This is a genomic window from Lentzea cavernae, from assembly GCF_014653695.1.
GTDB lineage: Bacteria > Actinomycetota > Actinomycetes > Mycobacteriales > Pseudonocardiaceae > Lentzea > Lentzea cavernae.
Genome location: NZ_BNAR01000001.1, coordinates 743,623 through 762,977 on the forward strand (window position 1 = coordinate 743,623; position 19,355 = coordinate 762,977).

At 70.9% G+C, this 19,355-nt stretch carries 19 protein-coding genes; 7 read left to right on the forward strand and 12 right to left on the reverse strand.

Annotated features, from left to right (window positions below):
• Positions 1-12: 12 nt before the first annotated feature.
• Entirely contained in the window at positions 13-486 is a 474-nt protein-coding gene (locus tag IE307_RS03300) for an NUDIX hydrolase (protein WP_191295913.1), read from the forward strand.
• Here the strand turns inward: IE307_RS03300 and fdhD are convergent.
• Together fdhD and IE307_RS03310 are read right to left on the reverse strand one after the other, a co-directional pair.
• Positions 480-1,322: a formate dehydrogenase accessory sulfurtransferase FdhD gene (gene fdhD / locus IE307_RS03305; protein ID WP_191295914.1), complete on the reverse strand. Its 843-nt coding sequence runs from the start codon at positions 1,320-1,322 to the stop codon at positions 480-482. The two genes, IE307_RS03300 and fdhD, sit on opposite strands and share 7 nt — an antisense overlap.
• Positions 1,323-1,712: 390 nt before the next feature.
• Entirely contained in the window at positions 1,713-2,954 is a 1,242-nt protein-coding gene (locus IE307_RS03310; protein ID WP_191295915.1) for an MFS transporter, read from the reverse strand.
• A gap of 62 nt (positions 2,955-3,016) precedes the next feature.
• On the opposite strand from IE307_RS03310, the gene IE307_RS03315 reads away from it, so the two are divergent.
• Complete coding sequence (locus IE307_RS03315; protein ID WP_191295916.1) at positions 3,017-4,243, forward strand: molybdopterin molybdotransferase MoeA; 1,227 nt, start codon at positions 3,017-3,019, stop codon at positions 4,241-4,243.
• A 7-nt stretch (positions 4,244-4,250) separates the two neighbouring features.
• On the opposite strand, the gene IE307_RS03320 is transcribed toward IE307_RS03315, so the two are convergent.
• Genes IE307_RS03320 through pcaH form a run of 5 tightly spaced genes read right to left on the reverse strand, consistent with a single transcriptional unit; the run spans position 4,251 to position 8,132 of the window.
• On the reverse strand, positions 4,251-5,420 hold the full coding sequence (locus IE307_RS03320; protein WP_191295917.1) for a 4-hydroxybenzoate 3-monooxygenase: 1,170 nt from the start codon (positions 5,418-5,420) through the stop codon (positions 4,251-4,253).
• Positions 5,417-5,758: a 4-carboxymuconolactone decarboxylase gene (pcaC, locus tag IE307_RS03325; protein ID WP_191296482.1), complete on the reverse strand. Its 342-nt coding sequence runs from the start codon at positions 5,756-5,758 to the stop codon at positions 5,417-5,419. Before pcaC ends, IE307_RS03320 begins: the two co-directional genes overlap by 4 nt.
• Before the next feature lie 40 nt (positions 5,759-5,798).
• Positions 5,799-6,905 (reverse strand): lyase family protein, encoded by a 1,107-nt coding sequence (locus IE307_RS03330; protein WP_229904341.1) that lies wholly within the window; start codon positions 6,903-6,905, stop codon positions 5,799-5,801.
• Between the two features lie 2 nt (positions 6,906-6,907).
• On the reverse strand, positions 6,908-7,402 hold the full coding sequence (locus IE307_RS03335; RefSeq protein WP_191295918.1) for a dioxygenase family protein: 495 nt from the start codon (positions 7,400-7,402) through the stop codon (positions 6,908-6,910).
• On the reverse strand, positions 7,395-8,132 hold the full coding sequence (gene pcaH, locus IE307_RS03340; protein ID WP_191295919.1) for a protocatechuate 3,4-dioxygenase subunit beta: 738 nt from the start codon (positions 8,130-8,132) through the stop codon (positions 7,395-7,397). Before pcaH ends, IE307_RS03335 begins: the two co-directional genes overlap by 8 nt.
• Before the next feature lie 107 nt (positions 8,133-8,239).
• Between pcaH and IE307_RS03345 the strand changes: the two genes are divergently transcribed.
• Both IE307_RS03345 and IE307_RS03350 read left to right on the forward strand, forming a co-directional pair.
• The gene (locus IE307_RS03345) at positions 8,240-8,812 is read left to right on the forward strand and encodes a TetR/AcrR family transcriptional regulator (protein ID WP_191295920.1); all 573 of its coding nucleotides are present in this window, start codon (positions 8,240-8,242) and stop codon (positions 8,810-8,812) included.
• Between the two features lie 69 nt (positions 8,813-8,881).
• Positions 8,882-9,694, forward strand: a complete 813-nt coding sequence (locus IE307_RS03350; protein ID WP_191295921.1) for an alpha/beta fold hydrolase — start codon at positions 8,882-8,884, stop codon at positions 9,692-9,694.
• Here IE307_RS03350 and IE307_RS03355 read toward each other — a convergent pair.
• A complete protein-coding gene (locus tag IE307_RS03355; protein ID WP_191295922.1) occupies positions 9,691-10,509 on the reverse strand; it encodes a cellulose binding domain-containing protein in 819 nt (272 codons plus the stop codon). The genes IE307_RS03350 and IE307_RS03355 overlap by 4 nt on opposite strands.
• Positions 10,510-10,727: 218 nt before the next feature.
• Here IE307_RS03355 and IE307_RS03360 point away from each other — a divergent pair, with 218 nt between their 5' ends.
• Positions 10,728-11,138 (forward strand): ribonuclease domain-containing protein, encoded by a 411-nt coding sequence (locus tag IE307_RS03360; protein WP_191295923.1) that lies wholly within the window; start codon positions 10,728-10,730, stop codon positions 11,136-11,138.
• Positions 11,139-11,141: 3 nt separating this feature from the next.
• On the opposite strand, the gene IE307_RS03365 is transcribed toward IE307_RS03360, so the two are convergent.
• Positions 11,142-12,272: a PucR family transcriptional regulator gene (locus IE307_RS03365; RefSeq protein ID WP_229904442.1), complete on the reverse strand. Its 1,131-nt coding sequence runs from the start codon at positions 12,270-12,272 to the stop codon at positions 11,142-11,144.
• Positions 12,273-12,434: 162 nt separating this feature from the next.
• Between IE307_RS03365 and IE307_RS03370 the strand changes: the two genes are divergently transcribed.
• Positions 12,435-14,216, forward strand: a complete 1,782-nt coding sequence (locus IE307_RS03370) for an FAD-binding dehydrogenase (protein ID WP_191295925.1) — start codon at positions 12,435-12,437, stop codon at positions 14,214-14,216.
• 73 nt (positions 14,217-14,289) lie between these two features.
• Here IE307_RS03370 and IE307_RS03375 read toward each other — a convergent pair whose 3' ends face one another.
• The 3 genes from IE307_RS03375 to IE307_RS03385 all read right to left on the reverse strand — a co-directional run bounded on the left by IE307_RS03375 (position 14,290) and on the right by IE307_RS03385 (position 18,546).
• Positions 14,290-16,224 carry a potassium transporter Kup gene (locus tag IE307_RS03375; RefSeq protein WP_229904342.1) on the reverse strand — a complete coding sequence of 645 codons (1,935 nt, stop codon included), beginning with the start codon at positions 16,222-16,224 and terminating at the stop codon, positions 14,290-14,292.
• A gap of 118 nt (positions 16,225-16,342) precedes the next feature.
• Entirely contained in the window at positions 16,343-17,350 is a 1,008-nt protein-coding gene (locus tag IE307_RS03380) for a glycosyl hydrolase (RefSeq protein WP_229904343.1), read from the reverse strand.
• 164 nt (positions 17,351-17,514) lie between these two features.
• Positions 17,515-18,546: a LacI family DNA-binding transcriptional regulator gene (locus tag IE307_RS03385; RefSeq protein WP_191295926.1), complete on the reverse strand. Its 1,032-nt coding sequence runs from the start codon at positions 18,544-18,546 to the stop codon at positions 17,515-17,517.
• 508 nt (positions 18,547-19,054) lie between these two features.
• Here IE307_RS03385 and IE307_RS03390 point away from each other — a divergent pair.
• On the forward strand, positions 19,055-19,336 hold the full coding sequence (locus tag IE307_RS03390) for a metal-sensitive transcriptional regulator (RefSeq protein ID WP_191295927.1): 282 nt from the start codon (positions 19,055-19,057) through the stop codon (positions 19,334-19,336).
• Positions 19,337-19,355 lie beyond the last annotated feature (19 nt).

Below are 19,355 nucleotides of genomic sequence, written 5' to 3' on the forward strand. Positions count from 1 at the left end.
TAACGTGCCCGCATGACGACCTTCCGGCTGGCCGCCTACGCCGTGGCGATCGAGAACGACCGCGTGCTGCTCGTCCGTTCCGTGTCAGCGTTCGACGAGGGCCACTGGTCGTTGCCCGGCGGCGCGGTGGAGCACGGCGAGGACCCGTTCGACGCGGTGGTGCGGGAGGTCGCCGAGGAGACCGGCTGCGTCGCGGAGGTCGAACGCCTGCTGGGCGTGGACTCCCGGGTCGTCCTCGCGGAGGAACGGCACATGCCCGAGAAGGGGCCGCACCAGAACGTCGGCGTCTTCTACGGCGTCCGGATCACCGGCGAACCGCGGCCGGAGCCGAACGGCGCGACCGCCGATCCTGTGTGGACACCGCTCGCCGGGGTCGCCGGACTGCGCCGCGCCTCGCTGGTCGACGTCGGGCTCGCGCTCGCCCTGGGAACGCCGCCGACCGGGCACGTCGCCGCGGTTCCGGTCGGCGGCCTGGTCGTTCACTGACGAACGCCGGCCGCGACCCCCAGCCGGTGGCCTCCCGTGTAGACGTTCATCGACGTCCCGCGCAGGAACCCGACGAGCGTCACGCCCATCTCCTCCGCGAGGTCCGCGGCCAGCGACGAGGGCGCGGAGACCGCGGTGAGCACCGGAATCCCGGCCATGACCGCCTTCTGCACCAGCTCGAACGACGCCCGCCCGCTCACCTGCAGCACGGTGCTCCTGAGCGGCAGCCGGCCGTTGCGGGTGGCCCAGCCGACGACCTTGTCGACCGCGTTGTGCCGGCCGACGTCCTCGCGCAGGCACAGCAGGTTCCCCCGGTCGTCGAACAACCCGGCGGCGTGCAGACCGCCGGTGCGGTCGAAGACCCGTTGCGCGGCACGGAGTTTCGTCGGGAACTCGGTGATCGTCCTCGGGTCGAGCCGGATCGGGTCGTCCGCCACCTGCCAGGTCGCGACGGTGCGCACGGCGTCCAGGCTCGCCTTGCCGCACAGCCCGCACGACGAGGTGGTGTAGAAGTTCCGCTCGATCGACGGGTCCGGCGGCGCGACGCCGTCCGCGAGCCCGACGTCGAGCACGTTGTAGGTGTTGCTGCCATCGGCCGTGGCGCCCGCGCAGTAGCGGATGGACGTGATGTCCGACGGCGCGCGCACCACTCCCTCGCTGACGAGGAATCCCGCGGCGAGGTCGAAGTCGTCACCCGGCGTGCGCATGGTCACGGCGAGGGACTTGCCCCGCACGCGGATCTCCAGCGGTTCCTCGGCCGCCAGCGTGTCCGGTCGCACGGTGACCGCGTCGTCCACCAGCCGCACCACGCGCCGCCTGCTCGTCACCCGTCCCATGAGCACCCTCCCTGCAGATCGCGACGCACTCGTCGAGCAGGCGCCGCAACACCTCGTCCCCGGACATCGCCCTGACTGCCTTGGCCACGACCCAGCCGCGCGGCCACCACCTCGGCGCGTCGATCCCGGCCCTTCGCGTGCAATGGGCCATCAGGCGTTCGGCGGACGCCTTGCGCGTCCCGATCACCTTGGTGGCGAACGGAAGCAACCGCCGCCGTCCCTCCTCTGTGGACTGGTCGTTCACGCAACGGGCCACGCACGCCAGCACCGGGTGCACGCACGCGGGCCGGTCCGACCACACCTCGCCCGCGAGCACGGACGTCAGCTCCATCAGGCAACAGCCGTCCGCCGGCGTCCGGTGCCAGCCCCTCGAGAGCCGCGGCACGCGGCTCACAGACGCGGCCTTCCCGGCTGGGACAGGTGTGCCGTGAGCACCGCGCCCGCCAGGCCGAGCACGCCCGCCGCGATGAACGCGAACGCCGGTCCTTGCGAAGCGAGGACGACCGCGGCGATCAGCGCGCCTGCGGCCTTGGCGGTGTACAGGACGCCGAAGTTCCGCGCGCCGTGCGTCTCGCCGAAGTACTCCCGGGTGACGCCGACCAGCAACGAGTAGCAGCAGCCGGTGCCGAGACCGGCGAGGGTGGCTCCGATGAGCAGGCCGGGAACGTTCTGGGAGTACAGCAGCACGAACTGCGCCAGCCCGCCGGTCGCCAGCGTCCAGACCAGGGCCCTGCGGCGGCCGACCCTGTCGGAGATCCACCCGACCAGCACGCGCCCGGTGCCCGTCGCCGCGGCCAGCGTGGCGAGTGCGACGACCCCGAGCACCCGGTCTCCCACGAACAACGGCAGGTACGCCAGGTCGTAGAGGGACACGGCCGCCGCGAACGCGACACCGCCGTACAGCCACCAGAACGTGCCGCACCGCATGGCTTCGTGCGTCCGGAACTCCTTGAGCGCCGACCTGTTCGGCACCCGAGCCCGGTCGAGCGCCCACTCGCGCGGCGGGACGTGCGGCGGCCACCAGTGTTCGGGCGGGTCCTTCATCAACGACCCCGCCACCGCCACGATCGCCGCGATCGCGATCCCGGCCTGCACGAGGAACCCGCCACCGAAGAAGAACCCGGCCGCCAGCACGAACGGCACCGACCCGTACGCGAACGCCCCGCTGACGAACGCGACCTTCCCCGTCACCCGCTCCGGGTACCAGCGGACGACCACGCCGAGGCACGTCGCGTAGACCAGGCCCGCGCCGATGCCGCCGAGCACGGCGTACCCGACGAGCTGGTCCTGCCCCAGCGTCACGAGTCCCGCGCCGCACAGGACAGCGCCGATCCACAGGGCGCCGGTGGACGTGAGTCTCCCCTGCTCGCGCAGCCACGCGGCCGGGAACGCCGTCCCCGCCTGGCACACGGTCCACAGAGCCAGTGCCCAGAACAGCTCCGGCACGCTCCACCGGTCCTGCAACTGCGGGATCAGCGCCCCGAACCCGTACTGCCCGATGCCGGCCGCGAGCATCGCGGCCCACGCGGCCCACAGCACCGTGCGGCGCGAGCGCCCCGACGCCTCGACGTCGGTCTCCCCCACCCGGTAGAGCCTGCCGACGTGATCACGGACGTAAGTCGCGACTGGCATGCCCTTCACCCCGTCCTGAGGATTGCATACAGTATTCGGTAGGCTATACCACGGGAGCCCTGATGAACATGCCCTGGAAGCTGGCCCGCCAGACAGCGCGGGAGGCCGCCAAGCCGCTGGACGCGGTCGAACTGCCCCTGCCCGACGCCCTGGGCCTCGCACTCGCCGGCGGCGTGCGGGCCCTCGCGAGCCAACCGACCTGCGACACCTCGGCGATGGACGGGTACGCGGTGGCCGGCCCCGGACCGTGGACGGTGGTGGGGCGGGTCGCGGCCGGAGATCCGGTGCCCGCGGCGGTTCTGAGGTCCGGGGAGGCCTTCGCGGTGGCGACGGGGGCGCCGGTGCCGGCCGGGTCCGGGTCGGTGATCCCGGTGGAGCTCTGCGCCGTCGACGGCGTGACGCTGTGGAACGCCCGATCGGACGCGGACACCCACCCAGGTCACCACACCCGTCGGCCGGGCGCGGACACCCGCCCTGGTCACCACGCCCGCCGGCCGTCCAGCGCCCACCAGCCGCCGACCGGCAAGCACATCCGCCGCGCGGGCGAGGACTGGTCGGCGGGCGAGGAGCTCGTGCCCGCCGGTTCGCCCGTCTCCCCCGCCGTCCTCGGCCTCGCCGCCGCGGCCGGCCACGACACCCTCCTGGTCCACCGCCGCCCGCGGGTGTCCGTGATCGTCACCGGTGACGAACTGCTCCACGCCGGTCCGCCCCGCCCCGGCAGGGTCCGCGACGCCATCGGCCCGATGCTCCCCGGCCTGCTGACCGGCGCCGACCTCCTCGGCACCGCCCACCTGCGCGACGACCCGTCCGCCCTGGCCGACGCCCTGTCCGTCGACGCGGCCGACGTCCTCGTCACGTGCGGCGCGACGTCGGTGGGCCGGGCCGACCACCTGCGCCGCGTGCTGTCCGATCTCGACGCCGAGGTCCTCGTCAGCGGTGTCGCCTGTCGCCCCGGTCACCCGATGCTGCTCGCCGTCCTGCCCGACGGCCGGTGCGTGGCAGGGCTGCCGGGCAACCCGTTCGCCGCGCACGCCGCCGTGCTGACGCTCCTGCAGCCGCTGCTCGGCACCCTCGGCGGCCACACCGCCCGTCCGCCGGTCACCGCCTGGCTCCCGGACGTCGGCGCCCACCGCACGGACACCCGTCTGGTGCCGGTCACCAGGTCCGGCGGCCTGGCCGTGCCGGTCGGGCACGACCGTCCGGGGTCGCTGTGGGGTGCGGCGCTCGCCGACGCCCTCGCGGTCGTCCCGCCCGGTCACCGCGCCGGCGAGGTGGAGGTGCTGACGTGAGCGGGGGTCAGGCGGGCCGGCAGCCGGTGTAGCCCTCCGCCAGGAACCTCGATCCCGCCTCCGACCCGACGACCGACCGCAGCTCGCCGAGCTGCCTGCGGACGTCGAACTCCGTCGCGGCCGGGAGGGCGTGCAGCATCGTGGTCATCCAGTACGAGAAGTGCTGCGCCCTCCACACCCGGTCCAGCGCGCGCGGCCCGTACTCGTCCAGCACCTCGTGGTCGTTCTTGGCCAGCGCGCGCTCGATGACCTCGGCGAGCACCCGGACGTCCTGCAGCGCCAGGTTCAGGCCCTTCGCACCGGTCGGCGGCACCGTGTGCGCGGCGTCGCCGGCGAGCAGGAGGTTGGCGTGGCGCATGGGTTCCGCGACGAACGACCGGAAGCGCAGCACGGTCTTCTCCGTGATCGGCCCCTCGTTCAGGGTGAAGCCGTCGGGGCCTGCGACTCGCGCCTGCAGCTCTTCCCAGATCCGGTCGTCGGACCACTGGGCGGCGTCGGTCTCCGGCGAGCACTGGAAGTACATGCGCTGGTGCGTCTCGGTGCGCTGGCTGATCAACGCGAACCCGCGCGGCGAGTGCGCGTAGACCAGTTCGGGGGCGCTGCGCGGGGCCTCGGTGATGATGCCGAACCAGGCGAACGGGTACTCGCGGTAGCTGTGCGTGCGCAGGGCTTCCGGGATCTCGGCGCGGCAGATCGAGCGCGAGCCGTCCGCGCCGACGACCAGGTCGCAGCGCAGTTCCTGCTTCACGCCCTCGCCGTCGACGAACCGGATCACGGGCCCGGTGATGTCGACGGACGTGTCGCTGACGCCGAACCGCACGTCGCCGCCATCGCGTTCACGGGCGTTCGCGAGGTCCACGAACACGTCGGTCTGCGGGTAGAGCCAGACCGACTCCCCCACCAGCGCCCGGAAGTCGACGCGATGGCTCTCGCCGCCGAACCGCAGGTCGATGCCCTCGTGCGGATGCCCGTCGCGCAGCACGCGGTCGGAGACCCCGGTGTCGACCAGCAGGCGCGCGCTGTCGGCTTCCAGGATGCCGGCGCGGACCGTGTTCTCGATCTCCAGCCGCGTTCGGTTGTCGATGACCACGCTGTCGATCCCGTTGAGGGACAACAGGTGCGAGAGCATCAGCCCGGCCGGTCCGGCGCCGACGATGCCGACCTGGGTGCGCGTCATGACTGCTCCTTCAGAACCTGCCGTGCAACGGAGAAGGCGTGGTTGGCCGCCGGGACCCCGCAGTAGATGGCGCTCTGCAGGATCACCTCGCCGATCTCGTCCTGGCTCAGGCCGTTGCGCACGGCCGCCGCGACGTGCAGCTTCAGCTCGTCCCAGTGCCCGAGCGCGATCAACGCCGTGAGCGTGATCGCGCTGCGCGTCCGCCGGTCGAGCCCGGGCCGCGTCCAGACCTCACCCCACGCGTACTTGGTGATGAGCTCCTGGAAGTCGCGCGTGAACTCGTCCGGCGCCGCCCTGTCCACATGGGCGTCGCCGAGCACCTCACGCCGAACCTTCATGCCGTCGTCGTAGGACACCACATCTCCTCAAGCACCTCGATCAACGTCCGCGCCACCTCTTCAGCGCCCCGTCCACGAACACCTCGGCCGCCCCGAGGTACGAGCCGGGATCGTCGCCACCGCCGCGCTCCGCCAGCAGGTCTGCGGCGGCCTCGCGGGCCCGGCGCGCCATCACGTCCGCGTGCACCTCGAGCCCCTCCACCAGCTCCGCGGCCTGCGAAGCGGCCACCACGGCCACCTCCAGCAGCGCCCGCAGAGCCGGCCACTCCGCGTGCCAGGCCCCGTCCGGCCGCTCGTCCACCGCCCGCGCCGCGCACAGGTGCAGCTGCGCCCCCAGACCGGGAGCCTGCAGCGCCGCGCTGTTCACCAGCACCGACAGCACCGGGTTCCGCTTGTGCGGCATGGTCGAGGACCCACCCCGCCCCGCCACGAACCCCTCGCTGATCTCACCGATCTCCGGCCGCCCCAGCGTCAGCAGGTCCGCGGCCATCACCCCGAGCGCGTCACAGGTGCGCACGAGCGAATCGCCAACGCGCGTGATCGGCGCACGGTAGGTGTGCCAGGGCATCCCCGGCCACACCAGCCCCAAGTGCTCCGCGAAAGCCGTCGCCGAGGCGACCGGGTCCGACACACGCGAGAGGGTTCCGGCCGCACCGCCGCACTGCACCGGCAGGTCTCGGGCCACGACCTCCAGCTCGTCCACCGCGTCCAGCACGCCTGTCAGCCACCGCGCGGCCTTGAGCCCGAACGTGATCGGCACGGCGTGCTGCGTCAGCGTCCGCCCCGCCATGACGCTGGACCGGTGCTCGTCCGCGAGCCCGGCCAGCGCCGCGGCCACACGTCCGAGGTCCGCCGAGACCCGTTCCACCGCGTCGCGTGCCAGCAGCACGAAGGCGGTGTCGAGCACGTCCTGACTGGTGAGTCCGGTGTGGACGGAGACGGACACCCTGGAGCGCAACGCGGAGACCAGCGGCAGCACCGGGTTGCCCGCCGCCTCCACCTCGACCGGGTCCAGCGACGGGACCCAGTCGCCCAGCTCGAGGGACGACCCGAGCACGCGAGCCCAGGCGACCTCCACCCGGAGCATCGCCCGCACCAGCGCGGCGTCGTCGAGGAGGCCGGTGGCGCGATGAGAACCAGGGCGCACGATCACGTCCGCGGGAACGTGAAGAACGGCGTCTCGGACGGCCCCTGCAGGTGGATGTCGAACCGCAGCCGGCCGTCGTCCTCGCGCGTGGCGACCAGCCCGTCCACGGCGTCGGCGGTGCCGGGCAGGTAGATGCGCGTGAACAGCCGGTCGAGCAACCCGCGCGCGAACACCGTCACGGCGAAGAACGGCAGCCCGGGTTCGATGGTGCTGAACCAGTAGTGCCCGGCGCCGTCGGTGCACGAGCGGCCCCAGCCGGTGAACCCGGCGCCCCGCCGCCGCAGCGATCCGCCCTCGCGCGGCACGACACCGGAGGCGTCGGCCTGGCGGATCTCGATCATCGCGTCCGGCACCGGGACGCCCGCGCCGTCGTGGACGTAACCGTGCAGCACAACGGATCCGGCCGAGCCGAACGGCACGAGTTCGGAGTCGCCGGGGAACGCCAGGGCGTGGTGGAAGAACGGGCCGACGGTCTGGCCGGGCGTCGCTTCAGTCATCGGACGGCTCCAGGTAGGTCGCGTGGCTGCCGGTCAGCACGATGTCCCAGCGGTAGCCGAGCAGCCACTCGTGCTCGGACTGGGAGTGGTCGTAAGCGGCGATGAGGCGCGCCAACGCCGCGGGGTCGCTGATCGACTGCGCGATGGGGTCCAGCGCCAGCAGCTGGTCGCCGGGGAAGTACATCTGCGTGATCAGCCGCTGGGTGAAGTCCGTGCCGAACAACGAGAAGTGGATGTGCGCGGGCCGCCAGGCGTTGTGGTGGTTGCGCCACGGGTAGGGGCCCGGCTTGATCGACGTGAACGAGTACCGGCCGTCGTCGTCGGTCAGGCAGCGGCCGACGCCGGTGAAGTGCGGGTCGAGCGGCGCCGGGTGCTGGTCGCCCTGGTGCGAGTACCGGCCCGCGGCGTTGGCCTGCCAGATCTCGACGAGCTGCCGGCGCACCGGGCGGCCGTCGCCGTCGAGCACGCGACCGTGCACGCGGATGCGTTCGCCGATCGGATCACCACCGCGCTGCAGGGTCAGGTCCGCTTCCACGGCGGCGACGTCGGAGTGGCCGAACACGGGCGCGACCAGCTCGGCGCCCTCCGGGTCGACGTGCAGCGGTTCCTTCGTCGGGTGGCGCAACGTCGTGCTGCGGTAGGGCGGGAAGTCCAGCAGCGGCGCACCCTTCGGTGAGTCGGCCTGGATCTTCGCGATCTCGTCGCTGATCTCGTGCTGGCTGGTCGTCACGTGACCAGACGCTAGGCAACCGCCCTCACGGAGTCGACAGCTTCTTTCCACTGACCGGAAGCCCGCCGCAACTTGACGCCTTCTAGACGACCGCTCATATTGGAAGGATGCCCAGGGCAAGTGTGCGAGAGCAGATCGTCGACGCCGCGTTCGAGCAGTTCCACCGGCACGGCTACAACGCGTGCGGCGTCAAGCTGATCACCGACAGCGCCGGCGTGCCCAAGGGTTCGTTCTACAACCACTTCGAGAGCAAGGAAGCGCTCGCTCTCGTCGTGATGGACCGCTACGGCGAGACGCGGCACCTGGACGAGCTCCGCACCCCGGACACTCCCCCGCTCACCCGGCTGCGCAACCACTTCGACGCGCTCGCGCGGGACATCGTCGAGTTCGGCTACGAACGCGGCTGCGTCTACGGCAACTTCAGCACCGAGGCCGCCGACCACATCCCCGCGATCCGCGACGGGGTCAGGGCCGCCTTCGACCTCTGGGCGGCGGCGATCACCGCCACCCTCCGCGAGGCACAGGAGGACGGGACGCTGACGAACGCCCAAAGCCCCGAGACCCTGGCCAGGTTCCTGCTCAACGCCTGGGAGGGCGCCATCGTCGGCGAGCGGGCAGCCAAGGACGGGTCGTCGTTCGCGGCGTTCTTCACGATCGCCTTCGAGGTCGTCCTGCACTGAGACGCAGCTCAACCCCCACCACCCCGGATCGTCCTTGACGAGCTTAAGACGACCGGTCATATTGAATGCATGAGCGACATCCAACCGCGGTTCCGCACCATCGACGGCCTGTCGATCCGCTACGCCGTGAGCGGCGGCACCACACCGGCCGCACTCCTGCTCAGCCCGTGGCCCGAGAGCATCTACGCCTACGACCAGACCTGGGCGGAGCTGGCCGCGCACGCGAGCCTGGTCGCGGTCGACCTGCCCGGCTTCGGGCACTCCGAGCTGCGCGAAGACCTGTTGTCCCCCAGCAGGATGGGCGAGTTCGTCGTGCGCCTCGCCGACGAGTTCGACCTCGACCGGCCCCACGTCGTCGGTCCCGACATCGGCACCAGCGCGGCGCTGTTCGCCGCCGCGCACTCCCCCGACCGGTTCCGCAGCCTCGTGATCGGCAGCGGCGGCGCGCTCTCACCGACCGACCTCGGCACCCCGCTGCACGAGTGGGTGCACGACGAGGATCTCGCGCCCTACAGGGCGTTGGGGCCCAAGGACGTCGTGAACTTCGCCATGAACGCCATCGAGGGCTACGAACTGCCGGACCTGGTGCGGCAGGACTACCTCGCCGCGTACCAGGGCCAGCGGTTCGTCGAGCAGATGGCGTACGTCCGCGCGTACCCGGCCGAACTGAGGAAGCTGGACGAACTCCTCCCGGGCATCACCACGCCCGTGCAGCTCATCAACGGCGAACGCGACTCCGTGGTGCCGGTCTCCAACGTCGAGCACCTGCACGGACGGCTGCCGAACAGCAGGCTGGACGTCGTGGACGCGGGGCACTTCGTGTGGGAGGAGAACGCCGCCGAGTACGCCCGCATCGTCACCACGTGGTGGCAGAACAACTAGCCCGTCGTGCAGGCCGCTCCGTTCAGACTGAACGACGTGGGCGGGGAACTGGGCGCCGTCGCAGAACCGTTGAAACCGAACGACACCGAGCCTTCCGCGACGATCAGCGCGTTGTAGTCGGCGTTGGTCACGCTCACGTTCACCCCGGACTGGGACGCCGTGCCGTTCCACAGCTGCGCCACGCTCTCGCCCTCGGCGAACCGCCAGCGCACCGTCCAGCCCTCGACCAGCGCGCCGCTGACGTTGCGCACGGTCACCTCGGCCTGGAACGCGCCGGCCCACTGGTTGGTGATCCGGTAGACCACGACGCAGGAGGGCGGAGGCGGTGCGGTGGTCGTGGGAGGCGGAGTCGAGGTGGAACAGTCGCCCTGTGCCCACAGGCCGAGTTTCGCCTGTGACGCCTTGGTTTCCGCCTCGACCAGCGGTCCGCCGTCGCCACCGGCGGCGCGCAGGACACCGCTGCGGACGGCGAGCAGCGCGTAGTCGGTGCCGTCCGGGAGCATCAGCGAGACCTCGCCGGGCGTGATGCTGCTCACCCGGACTTCCTTCTCCAACAACGTCTTCGTGGCGAAGTCGACGGCCGCGGCGGCCGCGCACGACGCCGGTTCGGCCAGCAGGGAGATGCGGGCGCGCGTGCCGTCGGCGAGCTCGACGGTGCGGGCGTCCACCACGGTCCGCACCTTTGTGGACTGCCCTTGCTCCGCTGTGGACGGAGGAGGGGTCTGTGACGCGGGGAGGGGCCTGCCGTCCTGCGAGGCCGTGCACCCGGCCACGAACAAGGTCAACAGCACCAGGAAGTGCTTGCGCGGTGCCATTGGACAAATCTATCGCCGGAGGCAGCGTCCGCAATCGGCTGTTCGGAGTTGATCAATTCGGCTTTCGGAGTCAATCGATCAAGCAGCGCGCGGCGGCGCCGGGTGTGCGAGCGTGGGGAGACCACAGTTGCGCGGATGGTTCCCTGCCGTTCATCAGCTCGTGGTGATCAACAGAAAGGATCAGGACGTTCCTCGTCCCCTGCCGATGGAGGTCTGAAGTGCACACCCTGCAACCGCACTGGACTCGTCGCCTGCTCGCCGCTCTCGCCGTCGTCGCGTCGGTGCTCGGCGTCACCACCGTCGTCGCGCCCGCCGCCGACGCCGCCGTCTACAACTCCTGCACGCAGTCGCGCTGTTCCGCGGCCCGTTCCGCGAACTCCACCTGGTCGTCGAAGGGCTACCCGGGCACCCGCGGCTGGAACAGCTGGCCCGGCGGCCAGTGCAACTTCGCCGGTGGCGTGCACCAGAACCGCGAGGGCCAGCTGCCGGCCGGCCACCGCTACCTGGAGTTCGACGTCTACCCGCGTGCCTGCAACGCTTCCCGGGACGCGTACCGGATCATCGTCGACCGCACCGACGGCACGGTCTACTTCTCCCCCGACCACTACGCGAACTTCTACCGCCTCTGACGCCTAACGGGCGCTGCGGTCGAGCCACGACCGCAGCGCCCACCAGGTGTGCAGCGTCGTCAGCACGTGCGACCGCCCCGCGTCCGGGTTCTCGCCGAGGTCGGCGCCGGTCAGCTCCACGAGCCGGTCGAGCCGGTACCGCACGGTGTTCGCGTGGATGTGCAACGCCGAGGCCGTCGCGCTGAGCCGGCCGCCGTTGTCCAGGTAGCACAAGGCCGTCACCACCATCTCGTGGTGGAACGAGCTCTTCGGGTCGAGCTGGCCGAGCAGCGAGTCCGCGAGCGTGCCCGCCAGCGCCGGGAACGCCGCGAGAGCGGTCTCACCGGCGAGGTCCGTCAGGAGCCGCACACCGCAGGCGGCTCCCGCGGCCGCCAGTGCCTGCGTGCACATCGAGTACGTGCCCCGCAACGACTTCAGCGCGGTCGCGGGCGACACCACGAGCAGGTCGTCCGACCACGGGGGCGGCGCGTGCGTGAGCCCCGCGAGCCGCCCCTCGACCAGCCCGTACACACCGCCCGACGTGTGCAGCCGTTGCTCCAGCGTCCGCGCGTGGCTCGGGTCGGTCACCCCGGACACCACGCAGTGGTAACGACCGTCGGGACGCAGACCGGCACGCGCCAGCTCGGCGGTGTCCGGGAAGTCGCCCGAGACCAGCAACCGCCGCAGCACCTGGGCGTTCAGGTCGCGTGCCGTGCGGGACAGCTGGAGCTCCGCGGTGTGGTAGCCGCTGATGATGTGCCGCTCGACCGCGCCGACGTAGTGGTCCAGGTCGATCATGAAGTCCAGGATCGTGCCGTCGTCGACCCCCAGCGACCGCGCGAGCTGCACCGCCGCCCTGATCAACTCGGTGCGCCCGGCGTGCACCCCGCGCAGCAACCCCGCCATGGACACGCCCTGCGCGGCGCGGTCGGACCCCAGCGACAACGCGGCGGAGAAGTCGCCGTCGTCGGGCGAGCCGCCGCGTTCGAGGTGCGCGATCCCCTCGGACAGCAGGAACGCGATGTGCCTGCGGTTCTCCTCGGCGGGCAGCCGGGCCACCTCCGGGGAGTTGCCGCGGGCGGCGTCGACGACCCGTTCGACCACCTTGTCGTCGGCGGCGACGGCTTCGAGCACCTGGCGGACCATCGCGGACATCCCCGGCACAGCGCCTCCGCACGCACACGTTGTGTGACGGCCACAACACAGCCGTCGCCGTTTGGTGGCGGGACCCTATGCCCCGCTCTCCGGTTACTGGTTAGTTGCTTTACGCGAGAGTAATTCGCGTTGGCACCACCCTTCAACGAGGAAGGCCCTGGGATGTCAGACCGGAACATCAGCCGCCGCAACCTCCTGGCCGCGAGCGGCGCCATCGGTGCGATCGCCGCGAGCGGGACCCTGGGGCAGGCGGTCGCCGGAGCGGCGCCGCGCGTCGACGCGGACGTGATCGTCATCGGGCACGGCCTCGCCGGTCTCGTGGCGACCTCCGAACTGGCCGCGGCGGGCCGCAAGGTCCTGCTGCTGGACCAGGAACCCGAGGCCAGCCTGGGCGGACAGGCGTTCTGGTCGCTCGGCGGCCTCTTCCTCGTCAACTCGCAGGAGCAGCGCACCGCGGGCATCAAGGACTCCCTCGAACTGGCCCGTGCCGACTGGTTCAACACCGCCGGGTTCGACCGCGGCGTGAACGACCCCCTGGGTGAGGATCATTGGGCCGCCAAGTGGGCCGAGGCGTACCTGAACTTCGCCGCCGGGGAGAAGCGCGACTGGCTCTACGGGCTCGGCGTGCGCTGGGTGCCGATCGTCGGCTGGGCGGAACGCGGCGGGCAGCTCGCCGACGGTCCCGGCAACTCGGTGCCCCGCTTCCACATGACGCTCGGCACCGGCCCCGGCGTGATGGAGCCGTTCGAGAAGAAGGTGCGCGACGCCGTCCGCGACGGCAAGGTCACCTTCAAGTTCCGGCACCAGGTCGACGGCCTGATCACGTCCAACGGCGCCGTCACCGGTGTGCGCGGCAGCCTCCTGGAGGCCAGCAGCGCGGCGCGCGGCACCCCCAGCTCCCGCAAGAAGGTCGGCGACTTCGAGCTGTACGCGCCGATGGTCGTCGTCACCTCGGGTGGCATCGGCGCCAACAAGGACCTGGTGCGCCGCAACTGGCCCGCCCGCCTCGGCCCGGCCCCGCAGCGGCTCGTCACCGGCGTCCCCGCCCACGTCGACGGCCGGATGCTGGCGATCACGGAACTGGCCGGCGGGCGGCTGGTCAACCGCGACCGCATGTGGCACTACACCGAGGGCATGATCAACCACACGCCGATCTGGCCCGACCACGGCATCCGCGTGCTCGCCGCCCCGTCGTCGCTGTGGCTCGACGCGCGCGGCAAGCGCTTCCCCAACCCCGGCATCCCGTCGCTGGACACGCTCGGCACGCTGGAGCTGATCGGCAAGTCCGGATACGACTACTCGTGGTTCGTCCTCAACAAGAAGATCATCGACAAGGAGTTCGTGCTCTCCGGCTCGGAGCAGAACCCGGAGATCACCGCCAAGAACCTCATCGCCTACCTCGCCATGCGCCTGCTGAACAGCACGCCGCCGCCGGTGAAGGCGTTCATGGACAAGGGCGTCGACTTCGTCATCAAGAACAACCTGCCGGACCTCGTTGCCGGGATGAACGCGCTGACCGGGCAGAACCTGATCAACCTCGATGACCTGCGCCGGCAGATCACGATCCGCGACCAGCAGACCGAGAACCCGTTCTCCAAGGACGTGCAGGTCATGGGGATCCGCAACTCCCTGGCCTACAGCGGCGACAGCCTCGCCCGCACGGTCGGCCTTCACAAGCTCCTCGACTCCGGCTCCGGCCCGTTGATCGCGATCAGGATGAACATCCTGACCCGCAAGACGCTGGGCGGCCTGCAGACCGACCTGACGGGCCGCGTGCTCGGCTCGAACGGCCAGCCGATCCGCGGCCTGTACGCGGCGGGCGAGGTGGCCGGGTTCGGCGGTGGCGGCGTGCACGGCTACCGCGCGCTGGAGGGCACGTTCCTCGGCGGCTGCCTGTTCTCCGGCCGCGCCGCCGGCCGTGGCGCGGCCGCCGAAAGCGCCTAGCGCTCAGGATCCCGGGGTCTGCGGTCTCCCCTGTTGACCGCAGGCCCCGCACCACGTGCTCGTCGTCCCCCACCTAGACGTCGATGTGCGCGCCCATGATCACCGTGCGCTCCTTGGGCAACCCGAAGTGCTCGGCCGCGTCCGCCGTGATGTAGGACGTGGCCACGAACAACCGCTTCCGCCAGCCCGCCATCGTCCGCTTCGGCCCGCGCTGCAGCTCGATCTTCGACAGGAAGTACCGCGCCTGCGCGAGGTCCAGCCCGCCCTCGGTCTTCCCCGGGTCCAGCAACGCCAGCGCGGCGGGCACGTCCGGCGTCTCCACGTACCCGAAACGGGCGCACACGTGGATGATGCCGTCGTCGGTGTACCCGAGCTCGTCGACCTCGATCCGCCGCTCCGCCGGCACCCGAGGCACCGGCTCGGTCTCGATCGACACGATCACGACCCGCTCGTGCAGCACGTGGTTGTGCTCGACGTTCGCCCGCATCGCCAGCGGCGCGGTCTCCTTGCCGCGGTTGAGGAACACCGCGCACCCCGGCACTCGCGTCAGCCGCTGCTCGTGCAGCTCCGCGACGAACTCCCGCAACGACCCCTCCGCCTCGCGCCGGGCCTTCGTGACGATCGACCGCCCTCGCTGCCACGTGGTCATCACCGTGAACGCGGTCAACCCGATCAACAACGGCAACCAGGCCCCGTGCAACAACTTCGTCAGGTTCGCGGCGAGGAACAACAGGTCCACGCCCAGCAGGAACACGCACCCGAGCCCGATCGCCCAGGCGGGCGCCCCGAACTTCCACCGCGCGATGAACAGGAACAACGTCGTGGTGATCGTGATCGTCCCGGTGACCGCCATCCCGAACGCGAACGCCAGCGCCGCGGAAGTCCGGAACGCGAACACCAGCGTCAGCACCGACACCAGCAGCACCCAGTTGATCCACGGCACGTAGATCTGCCCGATGGTCGACTCGGACGTGTGCGCGATCCGCAACCGGGGCAGGTACCCGAGCTGCGCGGCCTGCGACGCCACCGAGTACGCCCCGGTGATCACGGCCTGCGAGGCGATCACCGTGGCCGCCGTGGCCAGCACCACCATCGGCCACCGCCCCCATTCGGGCACCAGCAGGAAGAACGGCCCGCTGATGTTCGCCTGGTCCTCGAGGATCAACGCGCCCTGCCCCATGTAGCTGAGCACGCACGCCGGGAACACGAGGAACAGCCACCCGCGGGCGATCGCGGGGCGCCCGAAGTGCCCCATGTCCGCGTACAGCGCCTCGGCACCGGTGACGGCCAGCACCACGGCCGCCAACGCGAAGAACGCGATGCCGAAGTTCCCGAACAGGAAACTGAACGCGTAGGTGGGCGACAACGCCATCAGGATCTCCGGGTGACTCGCGATCCCCCCGATCCCGGCCACCCCGATCACCGCGAACCACAGGATCATCACCGGCCCGAAGAACCGCCCGACGACCCCGCTGCCCCGCTTCTGCACGAGGAACAACCCGATGATGATCACGGCGGTGATCGGCACCACGAACCGCTCGAGCTCCGGCTCGACGACCTTCAGCCCCTCCACCGCCGACAGCACGGAGATGGCGGGCGTGATCATGCTGTCGCCGAAGAACAACGCGGCCCCGAAGATCCCCAGCGCGGCCAGCGTGGCGGCGGCCTTGCGCCCCTGCTTCGCCTTCCACCGCCGCAACAGGGTGATGAGGGCCATGATCCCGCCCTCGCCGTCGTTGTGGACGCGCATCGCCAGCAACACGTACGTCACGGTCACGACGATCATCACCGACCAGAAGATCAGCGACACGACCCCGTACACGTTGTCCACGCTCACCGGGACCGGGTGCGGATCAGCCGGGTTGAACACCGTCTGGATCGTGTAGATGGGGCTGGTTCCGATGTCCCCGAACACGACGCCGAGCGCCCCGACCACCACAGCCAGCCGCACCGTGTCCCGCGCGAGCTTCTGCCGCGACGGCGCCTCGGAAACCTGCTGTTCAGCCACGAGCACTCCCTAGACCGCCTGGTGCCCGCAAGATAACCGCGCACCCCACCCGTCGCAGAGCACTTCCGGGTGATCTTTACGCGTTCCTGACGGCCTGGGGAGTGTCCGAACCGGACGACTAGCCGGGGATCGTGAACTCGCCCTGGTTCAGGGTGCGCGGGTGGAAGTAGCCCGCCTGGACCTCCGCCGGGGTGTTGTTGCCCCGCAGGTGTTCCGACCACACCATGAAGTAGCTCCAGCGGGTCTGGCCGTTGAGCAGCGCCGCGTTCGGCACCTTGCCGGTCTCGGCCAGCGCGACGGGCTTGCCGTTCGCGATGGTCTGGATCTGCTGGTAGTCGCCGGAGGTGGGAAGACCCTTGTACCAGACGTCGAGCGACACCACGTCCACGTACTGCGTGCCGGGGTAGTAGGAGGCCCAGCCGCCCGCGGGGTTGTCCTGGACGTTCCACACCCAGATCAGGTTGTCGAGCCCCTGGGCGACCAGGTGGTCGCGGGTGATGCGGTAGAGCTTCGCGCCGCCGTCGGGTCCCGGCCGGTTGCCCCACCAGTTCCAGGCCTCGTTCATCTCGTGCAACGGGCGGAACAGCACCGGCACACCCGCGTCCTTGAGCTGCCGCAGGTACGGCACCACCTCGTCGAGGCGGCGCTTCCACGCGGTGTTGAGCGCCGTGCCGTTGGTGACGACCTGGGTGAACTGGCTCTGGCTGATCTGCGTCTTCACCCCGCCGTCGAACTGGCAGGTGCTGCCGCCGGTCGGCGTGCACACGTGCCACGTCAGGGAGACCAGGGAGCCGTTGGCCCACTCCGTCTTCGCCTGGTCGACCACGCGCTGCCGGTTGGCCACGTCCTCGGGCCGGAACATGAGGTCGCCGCCCCACAGCCCGGGGTACTGGCCCGTGATGTCCTTGACCTGCTGGGTGTACTGGCCGGGGTTGCTCGCCGGCTCCTTGTTGTGCTGCCCCGACACGACGTACCTGCCGGTGATCGAGTTCAGGTAGTTGATCACGTTCTGCCGCGACGACCTCGGGAACGCCTGCGCCTGCGGTGACACCGCGACCAGGACGCCCAGGAAGGTCAGGACCGCGGCCAGCGCCGCGCCGTACCGATGAAGCGGGGTGTGTCGCACTCGCTCCTCCTCGTGGAACCCGCTCTTCGCTGAGCGGGACTACGCGTCGGCTGCGGCGGCAAGCCGTTGTCTACTAAAACGCTTAACCTATGTCGCTGCCCGAAGATAGACAGGCCTGAGCGCGCTGTCCATAGAACGTTTGAGTTCCGATCGACCGGACCGGTTCAGACGCGGGGCGGGGCGGTCGACGCGCGCGGCACCAGGCTTGGAGCGTGCACCAGGCGCTCCACCGGAGGCCGGTTCGTCATGACGCCGAACAGCGCCTCCGCGGCCTGCGCGCCGAACGAGAAGACGTCGTGCCGCATGGCCGACAGGGTCGGCCTGGTGAGCTGGCACAGCTGCGAGTCGTCCCACGCGAGCAGGGACAGGTCCCCCGGCACCGACAGACCGAACTCCGCCGCCACCCCCAGCGCCGCGACCGCCATGACGTCGTTGTCGAACACGATCGCGGTCGGCCGGTCCGGCGACAGCAACAACGTGCGACAGGCCCGGCTCCCCTGGTCCGCCGAGAAGTCCGCCACCACCGTGCGCGCCTCCAGACCGAGATCGCGCGCCACCTCGGTGAACGCCGCCGTCCGGATCACGCTGTGCCCCAGCTCCGGCGGACCGCTGACACGCGCGACGCGCCGATGCCCCAGCGCGGCGAGGTAGCGCACGGCCTCGGTGATCGCCTCCGCGTCCTCGGTCCACACCGAGGTGAAGGGACCTGCCAGGCTCGGGTGCCCGACCACCACGGCGGGCAGGCCGAGCTCCGCCAGCGCGGGAATGCGCGGGTCGTCCACGTGCAGATCCACCAGGATGCTGCCGTTGACCCGCCCGCCCTGCCACCACTCGCGGTGGACCTCGATCTCCTCGTCCCCGTCCACCAGGCGCAACAGCAACGAACACGACCGCCGCACCAGCACGCTCTCGATACCCGAGATGAACTCCATGTAGAACGGCTCCAGCCCCAGCAACCGGGCCGGCCGGGCGATCACGAGCCCGACGGTGTGCAGGCCGCCCCCGGACAACGAGGCCGCGGCGAGGTTGGGCCGCCACCCCAGCTCGCGCGCGACGGCGAGGATGCGCTCCTTCGTCGAGGCCGACACCCCCGGCCGGTCGTGCAGGGCGATCGAGACGGCGGCGGTGGACACCCCGGCCCGCGCGGCGACGTCCTTGATGGTCACCCTGCGCTCGCTTGGGACGGAGTCGGTCACGGCCGCGAGTTTACTGGTGAAACGTTTGAGCTGTTGCGCGAGAAGGAGATGTCGGCGGTCGGGTGATCGTTGTGCGTGGTTGTGCGGGCGGCCGGTGGTGATGCGCCCGACGCGGGGGTGGCGGCGGTGGTGATTTAGTTGACACTGAAGCGATAGGTCAGATCAGCGGCGCGCGACACAGGGGCGCGGCGCAAAGCAGCGCGGTGCGGTGTGAACCGACGCAGCGCGGCGCGAAGCGGGTGCAGCGCGAGCCCGGCGCGAAGCGGTCTAGAACGCGGGGCAGTGCGAGCCAGTGCGGCGCTGGACGGGGTCAGTGCGGCACGGAGCGGTCCGGCGCGAGGCGAAACGATCCAGTGTCCTGCGAGGCGGTCCGGCGCGTCGCAAAGCGGAGATCAGGTGCGCCTGCCTTTGACATACCCATACCCCCCTAGGGTATAAATGACGGCAGAGCCCACCGCACCCCCGGGATGACCACCCGGCCGCGCGGTGGCCGGAGAAGGAGCGAGACATGCACGGCTACGCCGACACGAAGGACGCCCACCTGCGCCGCCTCCGCCGCATCGAGGGGCAGGTCCGCGGACTGCAGCGGATGATCACCGAGGACGAGTACTGCATCGACGTGCTCACCCAGATCTCCGCGGCCACCAGGGCGTTGCAGGCGGTCTCACTGGGGCTGCTCGACGAGCACCTCAAACACTGCGTGAGCCAGGCCGTCACCGAGGGCGGCGCCACAGCCGACGCGAAGATCGCGGAGGCGAGCGACGCGATCGCACGCCTGGTTCGCTCCTAACCCGCCAGGAGAAGACGAT